We start from the raw sequence: 19,531 nt of genomic DNA, 5'->3' as shown, positions 1-19,531 counted from the left end.
GTGGAGCGAGGAAATATCCCGATGCAGTGGACCGTGGGAACATCGCCATGGGGGGGTGGGGACAAAGGGGAGTGCGAGCGCAGCGAGCATGAGAAGGCCGAAGGCCTTCGAGGGGGGCGAGCCCCCCTCCCCGTCGGCCCCTCCCCCGGGGGCGATATGCGACCGGCCGAAGGTGCGACGTTCCTCTGGAACGGAGCTGGAGCACCGGTAGGAACGACGTTCCATGGGAACGGAGTTCGAGCACCGGAGGTGCGAGGTGCGGGGGCGGGAGCACGAGCACCGGAGAACGACATTTCTGCAGAAACGGAGTTCGAGCACCGGAGGTGCGAGGTGCGCAGTCCCACTGAAATCCGTGTCAGTGCATCGAAGCGCTGTCCGTAGAACTTTCGAGCACCGGAGAACGGCGTTCCGGTAGGATGGACGGTTCGTGAGTGCGACTGCCGGGACGGCGCGACGGAAAATGTCCGGAGCGTGAGCACCCGCAGGGTGGGAGCAGGAGCTTGAACACCGAAGGTGTGAAGAGGGGTGTCTACTCTCCGTCAACCGGGCATCACGCTCTTCCCACTCCGCGTGAGCCGGCAGGGTATAGCAGCAGGATTGCCCTGATCCCGCCGGCGAACCCGGATTCTCAGGGAACCCACGTTATCCGGGGCTCCCGGCGCGCCGCTTTCGGTGAGAGGGGGGCAGGATAGCCGAAGATCACCGGCGCCACGATCTGGTGGTCGTCCGGAACCTTCAGCGCCGCGAGGAGATCGGGGTTCTGCTGGACGAGAGCCGCCGAACCGATCCAGCAACTGCCGATACCGAGCGCCCAGGCGGCAAGCATCATGTTCTCCGCGCAGAGCGCGCAGTCGAGGACGCTCGATACGGCTTCCCGGGCGCCGAGGACCAGGATCAGCACCGGGGCGTTGTAGAAGATGTTGAAGTCGGAGTTCTTGAGCGCCGCGAGGAACTCTTCCGTCCCTGGTCGGGCCTCCTCTCCAATCTTCTCGATAAGGATTGGTTTGCAGTAGTCGGATACCCGCTGCATCAGGCCCCGGTCCTTCACGATCACGAACTGCCAGGGCTGAAGCCCGAGGGCGGTCGGGGCCTGGATGCCCGCAGCGATGATCGCTCTCAGGGCCTCGTCCGGGACGTCCCGGTCGGCGTAGTTCCTGACACTCCGGCGTTCCCGGATCACGGCGAAGATCTCGATGGACTCGGTATCCGTCATCATGGACTCCGGTTATGGTCCGCCGGGGGTATTTATACCTTGGCGAGGCGCGCTTCACGGGTCCCCCCGCCTGCAGGCATCTCCCTCCGGGCCTTCTGCCTGCTCCCCCGGGAACCCGGAAGCGTCGCTCAATAGCCCGGCAGGCCGAGGAAAACCGGAGTTTCGCCCAATAAACGGATAGTAATGTTTTTAATGTCCCCGGGGCACAACCACTACAGCGACTGTATCTCGGCGCCGGTGGGAAATGACAGACTCGCACCAGGATCGAGCACCCTTTGATCGTGCGGTGCTCAACGCTCTCGAAGACGGACTTCTTGTGGTAGGCGACGACCGGAAGGTCAGCTGGTACAACCCGGCCCTCGCACGGACTCTCGGCATCAGGCAGGCGGACGCCATCGGGATGGAGATGAGTTCTCTTCTCGATGCATACATCCTGCCGATCATCGAGGACGACGATTCCGTGCGTTTGCTCCGTAATGTCCTTGAGAACGGCGCGGACCTGCCTTCTCTTCTCTGCCGTGCCCGGACTTCGGACGGTATCCGGCGCTGGCTCTCGATATCGAGCAAACAGGCTTTCGCCGTGACCGGGCAGCGGCTCATCAAGATCCGGGACGCCACCGCGGATCTGAATGCGCATCATTTCATGGCCGCGCTCAACCAGTCTCCGGTGGTCGTCTTTGTGCAGGATGAAGACCTCCGTTACATCTGGTCGTACAACCAGCAGCTGGGGTCCACGGATACGTCCATCATCGGCATGTGCGAAGAGGATGCCTTTCCCGAGAACGCCGGGCATCTTGCCGCGCTCAAACGGCGGGTTCTTGAGACGGGAGAGACCGTGCGGGCTGCGGTGACGTTCACCGTCGCAGGCGAGCGGCGTGTCCGCGACCTGACGCTCAAACCGCTTCGGGATCCGGAGGGAGAGGTTGTCGGCGTTGCCGGGACGGCCTTCGATGTGACCGAGCGGAGCCGGGTGGAGAAGGTGCTCCGGGAGAAGACGCACGAACTGAAGAAACGGATGGACGAACTCCGGTGCCTGTACACCATCGCGCACCTCGTCGAGACGCCCGGGATGACGCTCGATAAACTCCTGCAGGCGGTTGCCGATACTCTTCCCATGGGATGGCAGTACCCGGACGATACCGGGGTGCGGATCGCCGTCGACGGCCGGGACTACTACCGGGGCGATCCGGCGGATACCCCCTGGAAACAGGAGAGCCCGATCCTCGTCCACGGCAGACGTGTCGGCGAGGTCGAGGTGCGGTACCTCGCGGAGATCCCGGAGGGCAGCGAAGGGCCGTTCCTGCCGGAGGAGCAGATGCTGCTCGATTCCGTCACGAAGCGGCTCGGCCGGATCATCGAGCGGCTGCAGGTGGAAGCGGCGCTCGAGGAGAGCGAGGAGAAGTTCCGGGGGATTGCCCAGCGGAGTTTCGACCTCATCGTCACGTCGTACCTGGACGGCGGGCTGAACTACGTCTCGCCGGCGATGGAGCGGATACTCGGCTACTCTCCCGAAGAGATGGTGGGAACTGATTGGGAGGATTACATCCTTCCGACGAGCCTTATGGCCTGGAAAGAGGGGCGGCGGAGAGTTCTCCGGGGCGAGCAGGTCGAAGGGCTCCAGGTCGAGGTCAGGCGAAAGAACGGGGAGACCGGCATACTGGAACTGAACGAGTCGCCGATCGTCGAGAAGAAGATAACCGTGGGGTTCCAGGTCGTCGGCAGGGATATCTCCGAGCGGATCCTGCACGAGCGGCTCCGGGAGCAGGCGTTCGATATGACCGAACGGAATATCGAGCAGTTCGCCTTCCTTGCCGACCGGATCCGCCACCCGCTCCAGGTGGTCATGGGGGTCGCGGATCTCCTCGAGGACGAAGTGGTCGCGGAGAAACTCCGGGAGCAGGTCCGGCGGATCAATACGCGGATCAGCGAACTCGACCGGGAGTGGACGGAGTCCCGGAAGATCCGGGAGTTTTTGAAGCGGTACGAACTCTGAAGGGCTGTTAGGGGCCTCAGGGTTGTTTTATAGGATCGTGGTTGCACCGGGGTTTCCGTGCAGTGGATCGCAGTGAATTGCACAACTCGCACCGCCCTGTGCTCAAAATCTTGCCGGGACGGTAGTCGCACTTACGAACCATCGCGCTTTTGAAAGCCCTTCGGCTAAAATGACACGGATTTCCAGTGGATATCGCCATAGGGGGGTGGGGACAAAGGGGAGTGCGAGCGCAGCGAGCATGAGAAACTCGAAGAGTTTCGAGGGGGGCAAGCCCCCCTTCCCACCTGACGGTGGTCGAGCTCCGGTTCCACGAACCATCGCACTCCCCGTCAGCCCCTCCTCGCACCTAACGGTGCTCACGCTCACTGCGTTCGCGCCTCGCACCTTCGGTGCTCGAACTCCGCTCCTCGAAGCCTGATGGCTTCTCAAACTCCCGTCCTGCGGACGGTCGTTCTCCGGAGCGTCGTTCCCCCATGGCGATACTCCCACGGTCCACTGTACTGGGATTTTTCCACGCTCTCGGATCGCTTCATCTCTCGCTACGTGAAACGCATACAATACCCGAGGCTCACCAGTCAAGACTTGTAGTCTTTACCCATTCACCGCCGTCCCCGTCCCCTCTTGTCGTACACCCCCGGCATGGCTTCCCGGACGGCGGCGAGCGTCTCCGGCAGGAGGGTGCCCTTCTTTCCGACGACGTCCGCCGTCCGGATGGTGGCGGCGTGTGCGGCGAGAGCGTAGCTCTCGGTGAAGAGGTCGAGGCCGCCCCGGGCGAAGTCGTCGAGCGAGAGGGGTATCGAGATCCCGTCGGTGGACGGATTGCTCGATACCGGGCAGACCAGCAGGCTCCCGCTCTCTCCCGCAGAAACGACCACAGCCGGGCGCACCTTCCGCTCGCCCCCTCCCCCGATTCGAACGGGGGCTAAAACGACGTCGCCGCTGGCGTAGCGTCCCATATGCATACTGGTCGACGTGAAAACCGATAAGAGAATTGATCCGGGCTTTATAATTACAGGAGAAAAGGGGAGCGTTCCCGCTCCCGGTGCGCCGTTACGGCGCCTGCCCCTTTGCTTTTCCGTTGGACTTCTGCTGCTCTTCACGGAACTCTTTCTGGTTCTTCACCTTCTCCTTCACCATCGCGGCCCGGGCATGCCCGTCATCGCTGCCGAACTTCGCCGCATTTCCGTTGCCCGGGTTGATCACGGAGACGGACCCGGTGCCGACGACCGGGACGGAACCGTTCTCCGTCACGGCGCCCCCGGTCACCGTCAGGTTGCCGTCGCCGGCGGCGAGGTCGAGATCCTGGCGCCGGTACTTCAGGATGAGCGTGCCGCCGTCCTTTGCGCAGAAGTTGACCTTCTCCGGTGTTGCGTTCCCGATCGCGAACTCCGAGGGGTCCGATACCGTCGTGTTCGCGCTGTCGGCTCCGGTAAACCCGAGCCAGTCCGCGATGCTGATAAAGACGGTCATGACACCGTTGCTCTTCTGGTTCAGGACCTTCGGGGCGACCTTCACCTCCGCCGTCTGCGGGCCGACGGTCACGTTCAGGGTGTCGCAGGCGACGGCGCCCGTCGCGTTGTTTGCGACCTCTACCGTGACCGTGTAGGTGCCGGCGGCGAGGTAGGTATGGGTTGCCCGGACGGTGCCGTTCTGCTCGTCGTCCTGCACGATCTCCGCCTCGGTCCTCCCGGTGCTCCAGTTGACGCAAGCCGAGAGGTTCATCGCGTCGAAGATGTCCGTGTCGTTGCAGGCAGCGAGGATGGTAACCGGCTCCCCGGCAAGCACGGTGCGGTCGCCCCCTGCATCGACCGTGAGGGCGGCCTGCACGGCAGGAACCACCACGGCGAGGGCGATGAAGAGGGAGAAGATTCGGATTGTAGTGTCTCGTTTCATGAGTAACTCATCTCCGATAGATACTGGCCCTGCCCCCCTATTTGACCGCATTGAGCTTCCCGGTTCAACCTATTAGCCGGGTGGTGGTACACGATCGCCTATATCCGGAGCAACCTGGCGTTGATCGCGACGATCACCGTACTTGCGCTCATCAGCACCGCCCCTGCGGCCGGCGTGAGAAGGATCCCGGCGCCGATCAGAACCCCGGCGGCGAGCGGGATGGCGACGGCATTGTAACCCGTTGCCCAGAGGAGGTTCTCGAGCATCTTCCGGTAGGTCTTCTTCGCAAGGTCGATGACCGCCGCCGCGTCCCGCGGATCGCTCCTCACCAGAACGATATCGGCGCTCTCCACGGCCACATCGGTCCCGGCCCCGATGGCGATCCCGAGGTCGGCCTCGACGAGCGCGGGTGCGTCGTTGATCCCGTCGCCCACCATCGCCACCCGGTACCGGCGCTGCACCTCCCGGATCTTCTCCGCCTTCTCATGAGGCAGGACACCGGCGAAGAACTCGTCGAGACCCAGTTCCCCCGCCACCCATGCGGCGACGTCACGGTTGTCCCCGGTCAGCATCATGCACCGGACGCCCATCTCTTTGAGCCGGCGTATCGCCTCTCCCGACTCCGGCCTGATGATGTCGGCGAGCGCGAGCGCTCCCGTGAGCCGGTCGTCCTCGAGCAGGAAGACGACGGTCTTGCCTTGCCGCTGGAGCGCCTGAATCCGCCCGTCCCCGGCATCGATGCCGCTCTCCGCGAGGTAACCCGGGCCGACCACCCGGACGCTCCGGCCGCCGACCGTCCCCTCGACGCCGACTCCCGGGATCGCCCGGAACCGTTCTACCGGGAGCAGAGCGATTCCCCGCTCCTCCGCGCTCCGGACGACGCCCCGGGCGATCGGGTGCTCGGAGTGCGCCTCAACCGATGCCGTTGCCCGGACCACGTCGTCCTCCGCCGCGCCGCCGAAGGCGAGGATGTCCGTGACCCCGAATACCCCCGTCGTCAGGGTCCCGGTCTTGTCGAAGACGACCGCAGTGAGGTCTTTTGCCCGCTCGAACGCGCTCCGGTCCCGGATCAGGAACCCCGACTTTGCGGCAAGCGCCGTCGAGACCGCGATCACGAGCGGGACGGCGAGGCCGAGCGCGTGGGGGCAGGCGATGACCATAACGGTCGCGGCCCGCTCCACCGCGAATCCGGTCCCCTCCCCGAGGGCGAACCATCCCGCGAACGTTACCGCACCGACCGAGAGGGCGATCACCACCAGGAGGAACGCCGCCCGGTCCGCGAGGTCCTGCGTCCGCGACCTGCTCTCCTGCGCCTTCCGAACAAGGTCGATCACCTGCGCAAGGTAGGTCTCCGCACCCGTCCGCCGGACCTCCACGACGATCGAGCCCTCGCCGTTGACCGCTCCGCCGATGACCTCGTCATCCGGGCGCTTCTCCACCGGGCGCGACTCCCCGGTGAGCATCGCCTCGTTGACGCTCGTCGCCCCCTCGATCACCGTGCCGTCCACCGGCACCTTCTCTCCGGGCCGGACGAGGACCCGGTCGCCCGGTTCGAGCCGGTCGACGGGTACGTCGTCCGTGCCGGCGTCCCGGAGAAGGTGCGCCTCCGAGGGCATGACCCGGACCAGTTCCTCGAGCGCCCGCGACGCCCCGAGAACCGAGCGCATCTCCACCCAGTGCCCGAGGAGCATGATGTCGATCAGGGTGGCGAGTTCCCAGAAGAACCCTTCTCCGCCGACGAGACCGAGAACGACCGCCGAACTGTATACGTAGGCGACGGTGATCGCGACGGCGATGAGTGTCATCATCCCGGGCATCCGCGCCCGCAGTTCGTTTACGATGCCGGTAAGAAACGGATGGCCGCCGTAGAGATAGACCACGGTCGCAAGAGCGAGGAGAAGGTAGTCCGAGCCCGGGAACCGGATGACGATCCCGAGAAGTTCCTGGACCGGCTCCGAGAGGATGAGAATCGGAATCGTCAGTATCGTCGAGACGACAAAACGCCGCCGGAAGTCCTCGAGGGCGTGACGGTGCGTGCCGTGGCCGGGCCGGCGGGTCTCCGGCGGTTTCTGCCCGGCGGCCTCTTCTGGATGCGTCTCGTAGTGCCGTCCGCCCTCCCCGTGATCGTGGGCCACCTCATGCCCTCCCCGTCTGCTTCTCTTCTACGGTCCCGTCGTGCATGCCCGAGCCGCGTGCGTACCCGTTCATGGGGGTGATGCCGTTCTTGCGGGATGTAAATATACCGGCCGCGCGCAGCCTGAGGGCGTCGAGGCACATGTCTCCCGGTGAAAATAAACAGGTTTATAACTTCAGGGAAACAGCATACTGCCTGTGCTCGGATGAACCTGCCCGCAAGACTGATAGGATCGTCAAAATTCTTCTGAAATTTTGCCGGATTCATGAGGAATGTGCGGGAACATTTTATCAGCCCATGGGGATGAAACTCCTCCGAGAGTAAAGGAAGGTGATCCCGGCCGATGCATGAATGCACACCCGCACATGACGACATCCTCGTGCTCTCCGGCATCCTGGATGCGTTCGACGAGGGGCTGCTTATAGTCGGCCCCGACGACCGGGTGGCCTGCATCAACAGGCACCTGCAGCACCTGCTCGATATCATCCGTGACGTGCCCGTTGGAACCGACGCTGACCGCTTGCTCCGGGCCCTGATACCCCGGATCTGCGGGGAGTCGGGGAGAACCGAGATCGCCGCGTTTCTCTCCGGCCGCTCCTCGGCCGCCGATTTCCTGTGCGCGATGCGGTTGCCCGGCGGCGGCGAGGGGCGGTTCCGCTGCTCATGCCGGGCCGTGCATGAAGGCCGGCTTCGCGGCAGTCGGCTCGTCCGCTTTTCTCCCGAACCTTCCTGCGACGGGATCGCCCCGGGCAAGGACCGCGATTCGGGTGTGGATGCTGCTAAACGGAGGCGGATAGAGGAGATCCTGCGGGAGAGCGAGGACCGGTACCGGTTCCTCGTCGAGAACCTCAACGAGGGTATCGCGCTGATAGACAGAGAGGGCATCGTGGTCTTTGCCAACCAGAAGATGGCCGATCTCCTCGGCTGCCCGGTCGCCAGGATCATCGGAGCGCCGGTATATGTGTTCGTCGACGAAGAGTGTGCCGGAGACGTGAGGGAATTTCTGCAGCACCTGGGTCGGAACGTGCGCGAGGTCTTCGAGTTCGAACTGGTCAGAAGAGACGGTACCTGTATTCATACGCTGATAGCGACCACCCCGATCATCGACACCGGCGGCACCTGCCGGGGATTCCTTGCCGGAGTCCAGGACATCACCCCCTTAAAGCAGATGGAGGCAAACCTCCGCGAGAGCGAGGAGAAGTATCGATCTCTCGTCGAACTCTCCGCCGAGGCGACCCTGATCCACCGCGACGGGAGGATCATATTCGTCAACCCCGCCGGTCTGAAACTGCTCGGGGCTTCACGCCCCGAGGAGGTCATCGGGAAGGCTATCCTCGATATCGTCCACCCGGACGCCCGGGATACCATCGAGGCCTTCTCCGTGCGGGATCTCCAGGGAGAGGAGACGCCGCTCATCGAGCTGCTGGTCGTCAGGCTCGACGGGGCGACGGTTCCCATCGAGGGGAGGGGGACACGGACGATCTTTGAGGGGCGGCCCGCGGTTCAGGTCGTTATGCGGGACGTCAGCCACCGGAAACAGGCGGAGGAGCAACTGCAGGCGAGGAACCGGCATCTCCTGCTGCTCAACCGGATCATCGGCACATCTGCATCGACGCATCTGCCGGGAGAACTGCTGGAGACGGCGCTCAACCAGACACTCGACCTCCTCGGCTACGACGGCGGCGCGATCTACCGCCTCGATTCCGGGTGGGGAGAGGCCACTCTTCAGTGCTGGCGAAACATGCCGGATACGTGCCTGGAACTGGCAGAAACCGTTTTTGGGGTGTCGTTCGCCGATACCATCGCCGCCGGCCTTCCCTGCTACCTTGAACAGGACCGGGGTCCGAACACCCCGGGATCCCGCCTTCTCCGGGAGCTCGGGTTCGCCGCACTCGCCTGCATCCCGCTCGTCGTCGAGTCCGACGTCGTTGGGGCGCTCCTCATCGGGAGCAGGGAGCGGGGATTCTTCTCTCACGACGAGCGCGCGCTCCTTGAAGCGGTCGGACGTGAGATCGGCGCCGGCATCGTGCGGGGAATGCTCTACCGGAGGCTTGAGGTGGCGAACCGCGAGGCGAACCTCTACCTCGACATCCTCACTCACGATATCCGGAACGCAGACAACGTCGCAAACATCTATGCCGACCTCCTCATCGACGAGCTCGAGGGCGAGCCGGCGCGACATGCCCGGAAGTTGAAGGACGGGATCAGGAAGAGCATCGAGATCACCGCAAACGTCGCCACCCTCCGAAAGATCCAGGAAGTCCGGAACGGGCTTGCACGCCAAAACCTCCACGACGTGATCCGGGAGGAGATCGCCCACTTCCCCGACCTCTGCATCCGGTACTGCGGGCAGCCCGTAGAGGTCTTTGCCGACGATCTGCTTCCCGAGGTCTTCACGAACCTTATCGGCAACGCCGCAAAGCACGGCGGCCCGGGTGTCGAGGTCACGGTGGCGGTCGACGATCTGGACGAGGAGGGCGTCGTCGTCACCGTTGCCGACACCGGCCCGGGTGTTCCGGACGAGGCGAAGGAGGCGATCTTCTTCCGGTTCGAGCGGGAGGGCGGCAGGCGGGGGAGCCAGGGGCTCGGCCTCTCGATCTGCCGGATGCTTGCTGCCCGCTACGGTGGCAGGATCTGGGTCGAGGATCGCGTTCCGGGCCGCCCGGGGGAGGGCGCGGCGTTCCGGTTCTCCCTCAGGAAAGCCGGACACGGGGGATGTGCATAGGCCGCCCGGGTTTCCGCCTGAACGCTCGCGGTGTATACCGGGGGGAACGATCTGCTTTATTCCTCCCGTCGCAGATAGTTTCCCATGCACAGGATTGCTCCTCTTCTCTTTGTCTGTATCCTCCTCTCCGCCGGATGTCTCGCCGCAGACGAGCCTCCGGCAGAGGCGGGTGTCAGCCTGATCGCCCCGGTGGACCCGGTCCCCATCTTCGACGGCCGGGCAACCTACTTCGGGATCATCGGCGAGGAGACGCCGCAGATCCGGACGAACTACAGCATGGGCTGCGTCGTCATCGCACCGGGCAACGCGACGCCGCCGCACCGCCTGATCGGGACGACGGAACTCGTCTACGTGCTCGATGGTGCGGCGGAGATCCGCTGCGGCAACGAGACGGTAACCGCTCGCGAGGGAGAGACGGTGCTCCTGCCGGAAGGCGTGCTGCAGTCGATAGCTTCGGCCGGGGATACGGAACTCCGTTACCTCACCGCGGTCCAGCCGCCCTTCACGCCCGCAATCGAGATTCCGGGGGGCGGGCCTGACGCGATCGGCGCAAAAACGGACAGTGCGCCGCTCGTCGTCGCCGATCCCCGGGAGGGGATCGAGTGGAGCCTCGAATCCGGCGTGGCGGTCTATACTCTCTTAAATCCGGTGCTGATGAACGAGACGGTCATCCCGGTCGGCTACAGCCTCGCATACGGCGAACTCCTCCCGGGCGGGTATCTTGGATATGACGGTATCAACGGCTCGTCCGATCTCCTCTACGTGATCGAGGGGGAGATCGAGGTTTCCACACCGGACGGAGAGACGATCCGGGTTCCTGCCGGGAGTGCCGCCTACGTCCTGCCCGACCGGGTAAAAGAGACCCGGAACGCCGCGGACTCGACCACGAGGCTCCTTTCGTTCATCGACCCGGCATGGACGCCGGAGAAGACCGTTCTCTTTGAGTAAATCCCTTTCCTTTATTTGCCCTTTTTTCCGCGGTTTCATGGAGGGCTGCCGGAATCCGGCCGGCCTATCCTGAGAGCGTTCGCGATGACCGCAAGCGAGAGGCCCATGTCCCCGAACGCCACCGCCATCCAGAGCGTGACCAGCCCGAGGACGGCGAGCCCGGCGATGCCGAGTTTCACCACGAGCGCCGCTATGACGTTCTGCCGGACGACCGAGACCGTCTTCTCCGAGAGGGCGACGAGGTAGGCGACCCGCGAGATGTCGTCCTCCATCACGACGATGTCGGCGGCCTCGATCGCGACGTCTGAGCCTATCGCCCCCATCGCGACCCCGACGTTCGCCCGCGCAAGCGCCGGCGCGTCGTTCACGCCGTCGCCGACCATCACCACGAGCCCGTAGCGGTCCATCAGCCGCTCGACCATCGTCACCTTATCCTCCGGCAGGAGCCCGGCATGGCACTCGTCGATCCCGATGCGGCGGGCCACCGCCCCCCCGACGCGCTCGTTGTCCCCGGTGAGCATCACCGTCCGGATTCCTCGCGCCCGGAGAGCGGCAACCGTCTTTTTTGCATCCTTCTTTACCACGTCCGAGAGGGCGATAAGCCCAAGCACCCCTGAGGCGGTGCCGGCGAGGACGACGGTCTTCCCTTCGCTCTCCAGCCGGTCGTAATCCGCCCGCCATGCCGGAGCATCTCCGTCGACAAAGAGCGCAACGTTTCCGAGCACGTAGGCCGCACCGCCGATCCGTCCCCGGACGCCTCTTCCTGCAATCGAGACGAACTCCCCGACGTCCTGCAGGACGGCGCCCTCCTCCTCCGCCCGCCGCCGGATCGCCTCCGCGATCGGGTGACCCGAACGGGACTCGAGCGACACGGCGACGGCGAGCACCTCCGCCTCCGGGATCCCGAACCCGATCACGTTGTCCACCTCGAGCCTCCCGGCCGTGAGCGTCCCGGTCTTGTCGAAGACGACCACCCGGGCGAGCCCCACGGCCTCGAGCGAGTCCCTGCCCTTGATCAGCACGCCATTATGCGCCGCGGTCGTGATCCCCGAGACCATCGAGACCGGGGTGGAGATCGCGAGCGCACAGGGACAGGCGATGACGAGCAGGACCAGCGCCCGGTAGAACGCCTCGAGGAACGGGACGCCGAAGGCGAGCGGCGGGACCACGACGAGGAGGGCGGCGCCGAGAATGACCGCCGGCGTGTAGTAGCGCGAAAACCGTTCGATGAACGCCTCGGTGGGAGAGGTGTGGGCCTGGGCCTCCGCGACCAGGGCGGCGACCCGGGCTATCGTGCTCTCTCGTTCCGGTTTCGTCACCCGGACCTCGAGGTACCCGTCGAGATTCCGCGTCCCGGCGTAGACGCCGTCCCCGACTCCCTTTGCCACCGGGACGCTCTCACCGGTGATCGCCGCCTGATCGACCGATGATCCGCCGGCAGTGACGACGCCGTCGAGCGGAACGGTGTCGCCCGGTCTCGCGATCACGGTCTCCCCGATGCCGACGTCATCGACCGGGACGGTCACCTCCCCATCGTCTCGCCTGACCCGGGCGGTCTGCGGCGTGAGATCGAGGAGCGAGGCTATCGAGCGCTCTGCCCTCCCGGCCGCGTACTCCTCCATGAACTCGGCGACGGCGTAGAGGTAGAGCACGGTCGCCCCTTCGGCCGGGTTTCCGGTCAGGAACGCCCCTGCCGCCGCGATGGATATGAGCACGGCGATGCTGAACCGGAGCCGGATGAGAGCAAAGAATCCGGCTCTCAGGACGTCGTAGCCGGATATAGCCGCGGCAGCGAGCAGCAGGGCCGTGCCGGCGAGGGGATACGGGGTGAGGTAGTTCACGAGTATCCCCGAAAGGAGGAGGATGCCCGAGATCCCGAAGACCGCGATCTCCCGGCGCCCGACGACCGGCCTGTGAATCTCGCAGATCCCGGCCCGGCATCGGGGGCAGGACGGGCACTCCTCACGCTCCGTCACGGCCTGCCTCCGGCCGGAGTCGTTCGGGCGCAGGTCTCTATCATAACCCTGCAACCTTAACTGCGTCTCACTTAAAGGGTGTCCGGGCGCATATCCCGATCTGTCGCCGGCGCGATCGCTCAAAAGACGGGTCGCCCTTTCACCGAGCAGAAGCATTATGAAGAGATCGCCCCCAAATGATCGGAACGATCACCCACTCCACAGCATGCCCGGGTGACGGCCTGCCGTCAACGCCCGTCACCCCTCCTGACTTCCCAGCAGTATTAAAACATGCCGCCACCAGACTTCACCGCGACTGCTCCGGATAAACAGGACCTGCCTGCCGACGAGGCAGTCCCCTGCAGGATCTGGATCAGTGGGCCCGACGGAGTGGCGCCTGCTCTCCGGGAGACGACGCGCGAAGAGCGCTGTGATCCCGTGTGGGCGGGCAACCTCCACCCCGGGGACGCCGAGACGATGCTCGCTCAGTGGGAACGCCGCAACGATACCGGCCTTCCGTGGAGGTGCAACTACCGTATCCGGGGTGCCGACGGAAGGTATCGAACCATCGCGAGCAGGGGCATCCCGGTCAGGGACGCCGCGGGCAGGATCGTCCTCTGGGCGGGGGTCGACCTCGACGTCACCGGCCGGGATGAATCCTGCTGGCAGACGAGGGAACTCTGCACCCTCTCCGCGGTCGCCCGTGCGATCGAAGGCGGCGCCGATACCGGCGAGATCTTCCGGGAGACGGCCGCCCTTCTGGCCCGCGGGTTCCGCCACCCGGGAGCGGTGTCGGTGCGGATAGAGCCCGGAACCGCCGTTTCCAGACCCGGAAGGATTGTTGCCGGGATTGATACGGGAGAACGTTCAGCCGGGCAGCTCGTGGTAGAGTATGGGAGGGTTCCGGAGGGGGGAGACGATCCGTTCCTGCCGCAGGAGCACGCCCTTGTCCGTGCCGTCGCCATGATGCTCGGGGCGGCCGTCGCGCCGGCACCCGCCGGGGCTGCATCGTCCGGGCACCAGTACCGCCTCCTCTTCGATCAGATGCCGGACGCCGCCCTCCTTCTTGAGATACTCCGCGATGCCTCAGGGGGCCCTGCCGGCTTCCGGGTCGTCTGGGTCAACCGCAAAACCGCCGAAAGCCTCGGGCGTCAGCAGGAAGAGGTCGTCGGAGAAGACCTCGTCACGGTCGTTCCTTCGATCACCTCTGCAGCGCTCGACCTCTTCTACCGGGCTGCCGCAACCGGGGAGGCGGTGCATCGCGAGGTCTCAAGTCCGGCGACCGGCACCTGCTACGAACTGAAGGCATACCGGCCGCAGTACGACCGGCTCGTCGTTATCGCAGAAGACGTCACGGAACGGCGCAGGGCCGAAGAGATGCTGCGGGAGCAGCAGATCGCCCTGGATAACCGGGTAAGGGAACTTGCGACGCTTTACGCCGTGAGCGGCGTCGTCGAGCGGCCCGGAACATCGGTCGAAGAGGTTCTCCGAAATGTTGCCGTCATCCTCCCCGCCGGCTGGCGCCACCCGGAAGATGCCGCCGCCCGGATCGTGGTCGACGGCCGGGAATACCAGTCGGCCGGATTTGTCGAAACCCCCTGGCGGCAGGAAAGCCCGATCGTCGTTCAGGGGCGGATAGTCGGAAGGGTGGAGATCTGCTACCGCCGCCCGCGGCCCGAAGATGACGGTGTGCCGTTTCCCATCGGTGAACGCCGCCTGATCGACGCCGTCGCCGGGAGGCTCGGCCGGGTCATCGAGCGGATGCGGGCGAACAAGGCTCTTGGGAGGAGCGAAAAGAAGTACCGCCTTCTCTTTGAACGGATGCTCGAGAGTTACACCCTCTACGAGGTGGTCCGGGACGACGCCGGGAACCCTGTCGATTACCGTATCAGCGAGCTGAACGAAAAAGCGGCCGAGGTATTCGGCCGCAGCCGGGAGGAACTGATCGGGCAGCGGCTCTTCGATATCTTTCCGACGATTGCGAAGGGTGCCTGCGCTCTCTACGGGGCGGTCGCAGAGACCGGTCATCCGGTTCAGCGGCGGTTGCAGGAGCCGAGAACCGGGCGGTGGTACGACCTGCAGATCTACCGGCCGCAGGTCGGGATGCTGGCCGTCACGGGGCAGGATATCACGGAACAGAAGAGAGCGGAACTTGCGTTGCGGGAGAGCGAAGAGAGGTTCCGGGGGATCTTCGAGCAGGCAGGAACCGGGATCGCGCTCATCGATTCGGACGGACGGATCATGGAGGTGAACCCGGCACTCGTACGGATGTTCGGTTACGAGGAAGACGAACTGTACGGTATGCGATCGTATGACCTGATCTACCCGCCCGACCGGGAGGGGGCCGATTCTCTCCACCGGCAGACTGCCCTGGGGAAGGGCATCCGCCGGGAGAAACGCTACCTGACGAAGGACGGCCGGATCATCTGGGGACGGCTGACCACGTCGCTGCTTCACGACACCGGGGAGGGAGGTCTGGTCATCGCGATGCTGGAGGACATCACCGACTGGCGGGAGATGCAGAACGCTCTCGCGGAGAACGAGGAGCGGTTCCGCCAGATCGCCCAGCGGAGTTTCGATATGATCTACACCTGCTACCATGATCGCGGGATCACCTACATCTCCCCGGCGGTGACCCGCATCCTCGGCTATACTCCCGACGAGTTCATCGGCCGCGGGTGTCACGACTACGTCGTCCCTTCGTCCCTCCCCGTCTGGGAGGAGGGACGAAAGAAGATCGCCCGGGGCGAACCGGTCGAGGGGCTCGAGATCGAGTTCCGTCGAAAAGACGGGTCCGTGGCGTTCCTCGAACTGAACGAGTCTCCGATCGTGGAAGACGGTCGCGTGGTGGGCGTACAGATCGTCGGCAGGGACGTCTCGGACAGGGTGCGCTACGAGGATATGCGACTGCAGGCGTTCTACCCGATCGAGCAGAATATCGAGCAGTTTGCAGTTCTCGCGGACCATATCCGGCTGCCCCTGCAGGTGATCCTCGGTATGGCCGATCTGGCCGACGAGGAAACGATGTCGGCAAAGATCCGGGAGCAGGTTGAGCGGATCAACGCGATCGTCAAGCAACTTGACGAGGGCTGGGTAGAGTCCCGCGATATCAGGGAGTTCCTGCGGAGGAATGAACTGGTATAACGATCTCTCCGGAGTCTCGATCCTCGTGGGAGGCATTCTCCTGGTTGCCAGAATAGAATGCTCGTTTTATCTGAATTATCCCGTAGATGGTGATTTTTTTATCCGATATATTGATGTCGAGTCAAATATATTATTAGTGAGATAAAAGTTGGGCGGATGGTCCGGGCCCTGGCGCCGCACCACCGGGGCAGGGTTCGGGTGGGATGTCCGGGAACCGGCCCGGCGTTCCCCGCCCCGGAGCCGGAAGCCATGGAGAACAACCTTATGCGGACAGATCGTTCGGCGCGTACAGCCCGGAGCGGAGCGGAGAGCCGGTGGGGCCATACCGGACAGGAGGCCGTGGAATCCGGCATCTGGTGTTCGTTCACCGTCCTGACGGTGCTTCTGGCCGCCCTCGCGGCGACAAGCCTGTACAGTTACCTCCTCTTCCACACGATCGCCGAATTCGTCGCCATCGCGATTGCAATCGCCGTCTTCATCGTGGCGTGGAATGCCCGGGCGATGCGGGAGAACGGCTACCTGCTGGTCGCCGGCACCGGGCTGCTCTTCGTGGCCGGTATCGAACTGGTCCACACCCTCGCGTATGACGGCATGGGCATCTTCGTCGGCTACGATGCAAACCTTCCGACGCAGCTCTGGATCGCCTCGCGCTACCTCCTCGCCGGGACGCTGCTTGCCGCGCCTCTCCTGCTCCGGAAAAACCCCGGTTCCCGGCGGGTGTTTGCCGCGTTTTCGGCGGTTGCCGTGCTCTTCCTCCTCTCGATCTTCGCCGTCCCGGTCTTTCCCGACTGCTACATCGAGGGTTCGGGGCTGACGGCGTTCAAAGTCTGGAGCGAGTACGTCATAGCGGTGCTGCTCGCCCTTGGGGCGGTCGCCGTCTACCGGGTGCGGGACGCCTTCTCGCCCCGGGTGGCGGGCCACCTCACCGCGGCCGTCCTCGTGATGATCGCCTCGGAACTTGCCTTTACGCTCTATATCAGCGTCTACGGGCTTTCGAACATGATCGGCCACCTCCTGATGGTGCTCTCGTTCGGGCTCATCTACGTCGCGTTCGTTGAGACCGGGATCCGGCAGCCCTACGCGCTGGTCTTTACCGGCCTGAAATCAAGTGAAGAGCGGCTCATGCGGGAGAAAGACCGGCTCGCGCAGTACCTGGATATTGCGGGCACCCTCTTCGTCGTCCTCGATAGAGACGGGCGGGTCGCTCTCATCAACCGCCGGGCGTCCGAGGTTCTCGGCTGCCCGGCGGATGCGGCCGTGGGCGAGCCCTGGGCCGAGCGGTTCGTTTCCCCGGCGGAACGGGAGCGTTGCCGTGCGCTCTTTACGGGGCTCACGCAGGGCGAGATCGGGGTGAACGAGCGCGTGAAGATGCCGGTCGTCGCTACAGATGGCGGTGAACGAATTGTCGCGTGGCGCAACACCGTGCTCCGTGACGAGGACGGCGCCGTCTGCGGGATCCTGAGTTCGGGGGAGGATATCACCGAGCAGCAGCACGCCGAGGAGGCGCTTGGCCGGGCGAACACGAAACTAAACCTTCTCGCGGGGATCACCCGTCACGACATCCTCAACCAGATCACCGTCGCGCGCGCTTACATCGAGTTTGCCGGAGAGGACGGCGAGAATCCCGGGGTTCAGACCTGCCTGGAGCGTGCCCATGCCGCTGTCGACGAGATCCAGAAGCAGATCGAGTTCAGCCGGGACTACCACGACGTGGGAGTGAAGGTGCCTGCCTGGCAGAGGCCGCAGGACCTCATCGCGGAGAGCGTCTCCTATCTCGCCCTCCCGACAGGGATCGACGTCCATGCCGACTTCCCGGACCTCGAGGTCTACGCGGACCCGATGGTGAAGAAGGTCTTCTATAATCTCATCGACAACGCCGTCCGCCACGGCGAAAGCGTGACGGAGATCCGGTTCTCGTGCGCGAGGGCCGGGCAGGACCTGCTGATCCTCTGCGAGGACGACGGCACCGGCATCCCGGACGGCGAGAAGGAGGCGATCTTCCGCGAGACCTATAAGCGGCGGTACGGCCACGGGCTGTTCCTGGTCGCGGGGATCCTCGGGATCACCGGGATGACGATCCGGGAGACGGGGGTCTTTGGCAAGGGGGCACGGTTCGAGATCACCGTGCCGAACGGGGGGTGGCGGTTTGAGGGTGAGAGGGAATAGGGCCCCGGCCCTTCCCTTCGGCCGCGTAATCCTCATATACCCCGGCGGCCCAGTCTCTTCCACGGAAAACGGCAGCAGCGGTCTTAGGGCCGCGGGCGGTGGTGTAGGATGGAAGGAAACGGACGACCGGGTAAAACGGCGGAAGATCTGGAATGGGGGAGGGGCCCGTTCTTCGGGGCGCTTGTCGTCCTCGTCATCCTGTGCGTCATCGGTCTCGGGTCCTTCCACTGGGTCAACCTGATTGACGAGACAAGCCTTGGCGCGTCTCCCCGGGGAGGCACCGTGGACGCCGCTTCCGTGACGCCCCTCACAAAAGCCGACTTTCGGGATCACCCGGCGCTCGGCGCGCTGATTCTCGATGAGAAACCTGTCCTGGTCTCGAAAGGCCCCCTGTTCGACGCACTCCTCTGGCTCGACCCCCGTTCCGCGTACTGCCCGGCAGGAAAGGATCACGCGAAGTACAGTTCGCTCCGCATATCCACGGAGGAGATGCGGCGGATCCTCGCGAAGTATGCCCTTTGCGAGTGGAACGGAACCGTCTACGGCGTGGCGCAGAGTTTATGATGACAGGGGGCACCCGATCGGTAGATGGACGGCACAGAAACGATATATAGTGCCCTCTCCCCTCTTCTTTCATGTACCCTTTCATGTATCATTCAGCCGGAGGTGCGACGAGAACCGTCTGTCTCGCGTGCATCCTTCTCCTTGCCGCGGCTCTCCCGGCGGCAGCGGCCGGGGAGGACGATGCCGGGCGGTACGTCGTCCACTGGTTCAACGGCGACGGCGTGGAGGTCTCCTTCGACGGCGGGTTCAGGGGGACGATCGCCGATACCGAACTTGCCGTGGCGGTGGACCCGGCGGCCCCGCCCGCACGGGAGTATACCATCCGTGATGGAGAGCGCCTGATGTATACCGGGTTCATCGAACGGGCCCCGGCCGCCGGGGAGACGATCGACCTCTTCCCGCAGTTCTGTCAGGTCGAACAGCCCATCCCGGGCGCGGAGGTGAACGAGACCGGCTGGTACCTGATCTACGGCGCTGACGGGGAGGATGTCTACATCGACAACGCGTTCGCGGGCGTCGTCGAGGGCGGCACCCTCCGGGTCGCGGTGAACACCACGCTCCCGCCTCCGGAAGAGTTCGTCTTCAGAGATAAGGAGAGAGGGACGATGTCGCGGCACCAGTTCCCGCCCCTGCCGCCGCCGGGAGGGACGGTTCACGTCTACACCCGGGTGCAGCCGGCACCCTATGCCTCCTCCCTCCCGGCGGAGACATCGCCCACCCCGCTCCCCGGATTCGGTGCGGCGGGGGCGATTGCGGGACTGCTGGTTGCCGCGAGATCCCTCCGGCAACGGTAAAT

12 protein-coding genes are annotated in these 19,531 nt (G+C 64.7%); 7 read left to right on the top strand and 5 right to left on the bottom strand.

The genetic code is table 11. The features are described from left to right. Nucleotides 1–628 precede the first annotated feature (628 nt). Nucleotides 629–1,216, bottom strand: a complete 588-nt coding sequence (locus tag MEMAR_RS06650) for a nitroreductase family protein (RefSeq protein WP_143706348.1) — start codon at nt 1,214–1,216, stop codon at nt 629–631. Between the two features lie 241 nt (nt 1,217–1,457). Between MEMAR_RS06650 and MEMAR_RS06645 the strand changes: the two genes are divergently transcribed. Next, nucleotides 1,458–3,206, top strand: coding sequence for a PAS domain S-box protein (locus MEMAR_RS06645; protein ID WP_011844196.1), 1,749 nt, complete (start codon nt 1,458–1,460; stop codon nt 3,204–3,206). Nucleotides 3,207–3,805: 599 nt separating this feature from the next. On the opposite strand, the gene MEMAR_RS06640 is transcribed toward MEMAR_RS06645, so the two are convergent. The 3 genes from MEMAR_RS06640 to MEMAR_RS06630 form a co-directional block, all read right to left on the bottom strand. After that, the gene (locus MEMAR_RS06640) at nt 3,806–4,162 is read right to left on the bottom strand and encodes a type II toxin-antitoxin system PemK/MazF family toxin (RefSeq protein WP_245526560.1); all 357 of its coding nucleotides are present in this window, start codon (nt 4,160–4,162) and stop codon (nt 3,806–3,808) included. A 94-nt stretch (nt 4,163–4,256) separates the two neighbouring features. Beyond that, nucleotides 4,257–5,099, bottom strand: a complete 843-nt coding sequence (locus tag MEMAR_RS06635; protein WP_187147910.1) for a PKD domain-containing protein — start codon at nt 5,097–5,099, stop codon at nt 4,257–4,259. Nucleotides 5,100–5,197: 98 nt separating this feature from the next. Then, the gene (locus MEMAR_RS06630) at nt 5,198–7,234 is read right to left on the bottom strand and encodes a copper-translocating P-type ATPase (protein WP_011844193.1); all 2,037 of its coding nucleotides are present in this window, start codon (nt 7,232–7,234) and stop codon (nt 5,198–5,200) included. Between the two features lie 342 nt (nt 7,235–7,576). Here MEMAR_RS06630 and MEMAR_RS06625 point away from each other — a divergent pair, with 342 nt between their 5' ends. Together MEMAR_RS06625 and MEMAR_RS06620 are read left to right on the top strand one after the other, a co-directional pair. Beyond that, a complete protein-coding gene (locus tag MEMAR_RS06625; RefSeq protein ID WP_011844192.1) occupies nt 7,577–9,958 on the top strand; it encodes a PAS domain S-box protein in 2,382 nt (793 codons plus the stop codon). Nucleotides 9,959–10,042: 84 nt separating this feature from the next. Further along, nucleotides 10,043–10,906 (top strand): cupin domain-containing protein, encoded by an 864-nt coding sequence (locus MEMAR_RS06620; protein ID WP_011844191.1) that lies wholly within the window; start codon nt 10,043–10,045, stop codon nt 10,904–10,906. A gap of 35 nt (nt 10,907–10,941) precedes the next feature. On the opposite strand, the gene MEMAR_RS06615 is transcribed toward MEMAR_RS06620, so the two are convergent. Next, the gene (locus tag MEMAR_RS06615) at nt 10,942–12,882 is read right to left on the bottom strand and encodes a heavy metal translocating P-type ATPase (RefSeq protein ID WP_143706347.1); all 1,941 of its coding nucleotides are present in this window, start codon (nt 12,880–12,882) and stop codon (nt 10,942–10,944) included. Nucleotides 12,883–13,152: 270 nt separating this feature from the next. Between MEMAR_RS06615 and MEMAR_RS06610 the strand changes: the two genes are divergently transcribed. The 4 genes from MEMAR_RS06610 to MEMAR_RS06595 all read left to right on the top strand — a co-directional run bounded on the left by MEMAR_RS06610 (nt 13,153) and on the right by MEMAR_RS06595 (nt 19,529). Beyond that, entirely contained in the window at nt 13,153–16,005 is a 2,853-nt protein-coding gene (locus MEMAR_RS06610; RefSeq protein ID WP_048063781.1) for a PAS domain S-box protein, read from the top strand. A 156-nt stretch (nt 16,006–16,161) separates the two neighbouring features. Beyond that, nucleotides 16,162–18,171: an MASE3 domain-containing protein gene (locus MEMAR_RS06605; protein WP_245526559.1), complete on the top strand. Its 2,010-nt coding sequence runs from the start codon at nt 16,162–16,164 to the stop codon at nt 18,169–18,171. 108 nt (nt 18,172–18,279) lie between these two features. Beyond that, the gene (locus MEMAR_RS06600) at nt 18,280–18,735 is read left to right on the top strand and encodes a hypothetical protein (RefSeq protein ID WP_011844187.1); all 456 of its coding nucleotides are present in this window, start codon (nt 18,280–18,282) and stop codon (nt 18,733–18,735) included. 83 nt (nt 18,736–18,818) lie between these two features. Then, the gene (locus MEMAR_RS06595) at nt 18,819–19,529 is read left to right on the top strand and encodes a hypothetical protein (protein ID WP_187147909.1); all 711 of its coding nucleotides are present in this window, start codon (nt 18,819–18,821) and stop codon (nt 19,527–19,529) included. Nucleotides 19,530–19,531 lie beyond the last annotated feature (2 nt).

It is taken from the genome of Methanoculleus marisnigri JR1 (assembly GCF_000015825.1).
Classification (GTDB): Archaea; Halobacteriota; Methanomicrobia; order Methanomicrobiales; family Methanoculleaceae; genus Methanoculleus; species Methanoculleus marisnigri.
The sequence above is the reverse complement of the archived record's forward strand: the minus strand, read 5'-3'. Positions and strand labels throughout refer to the sequence as shown.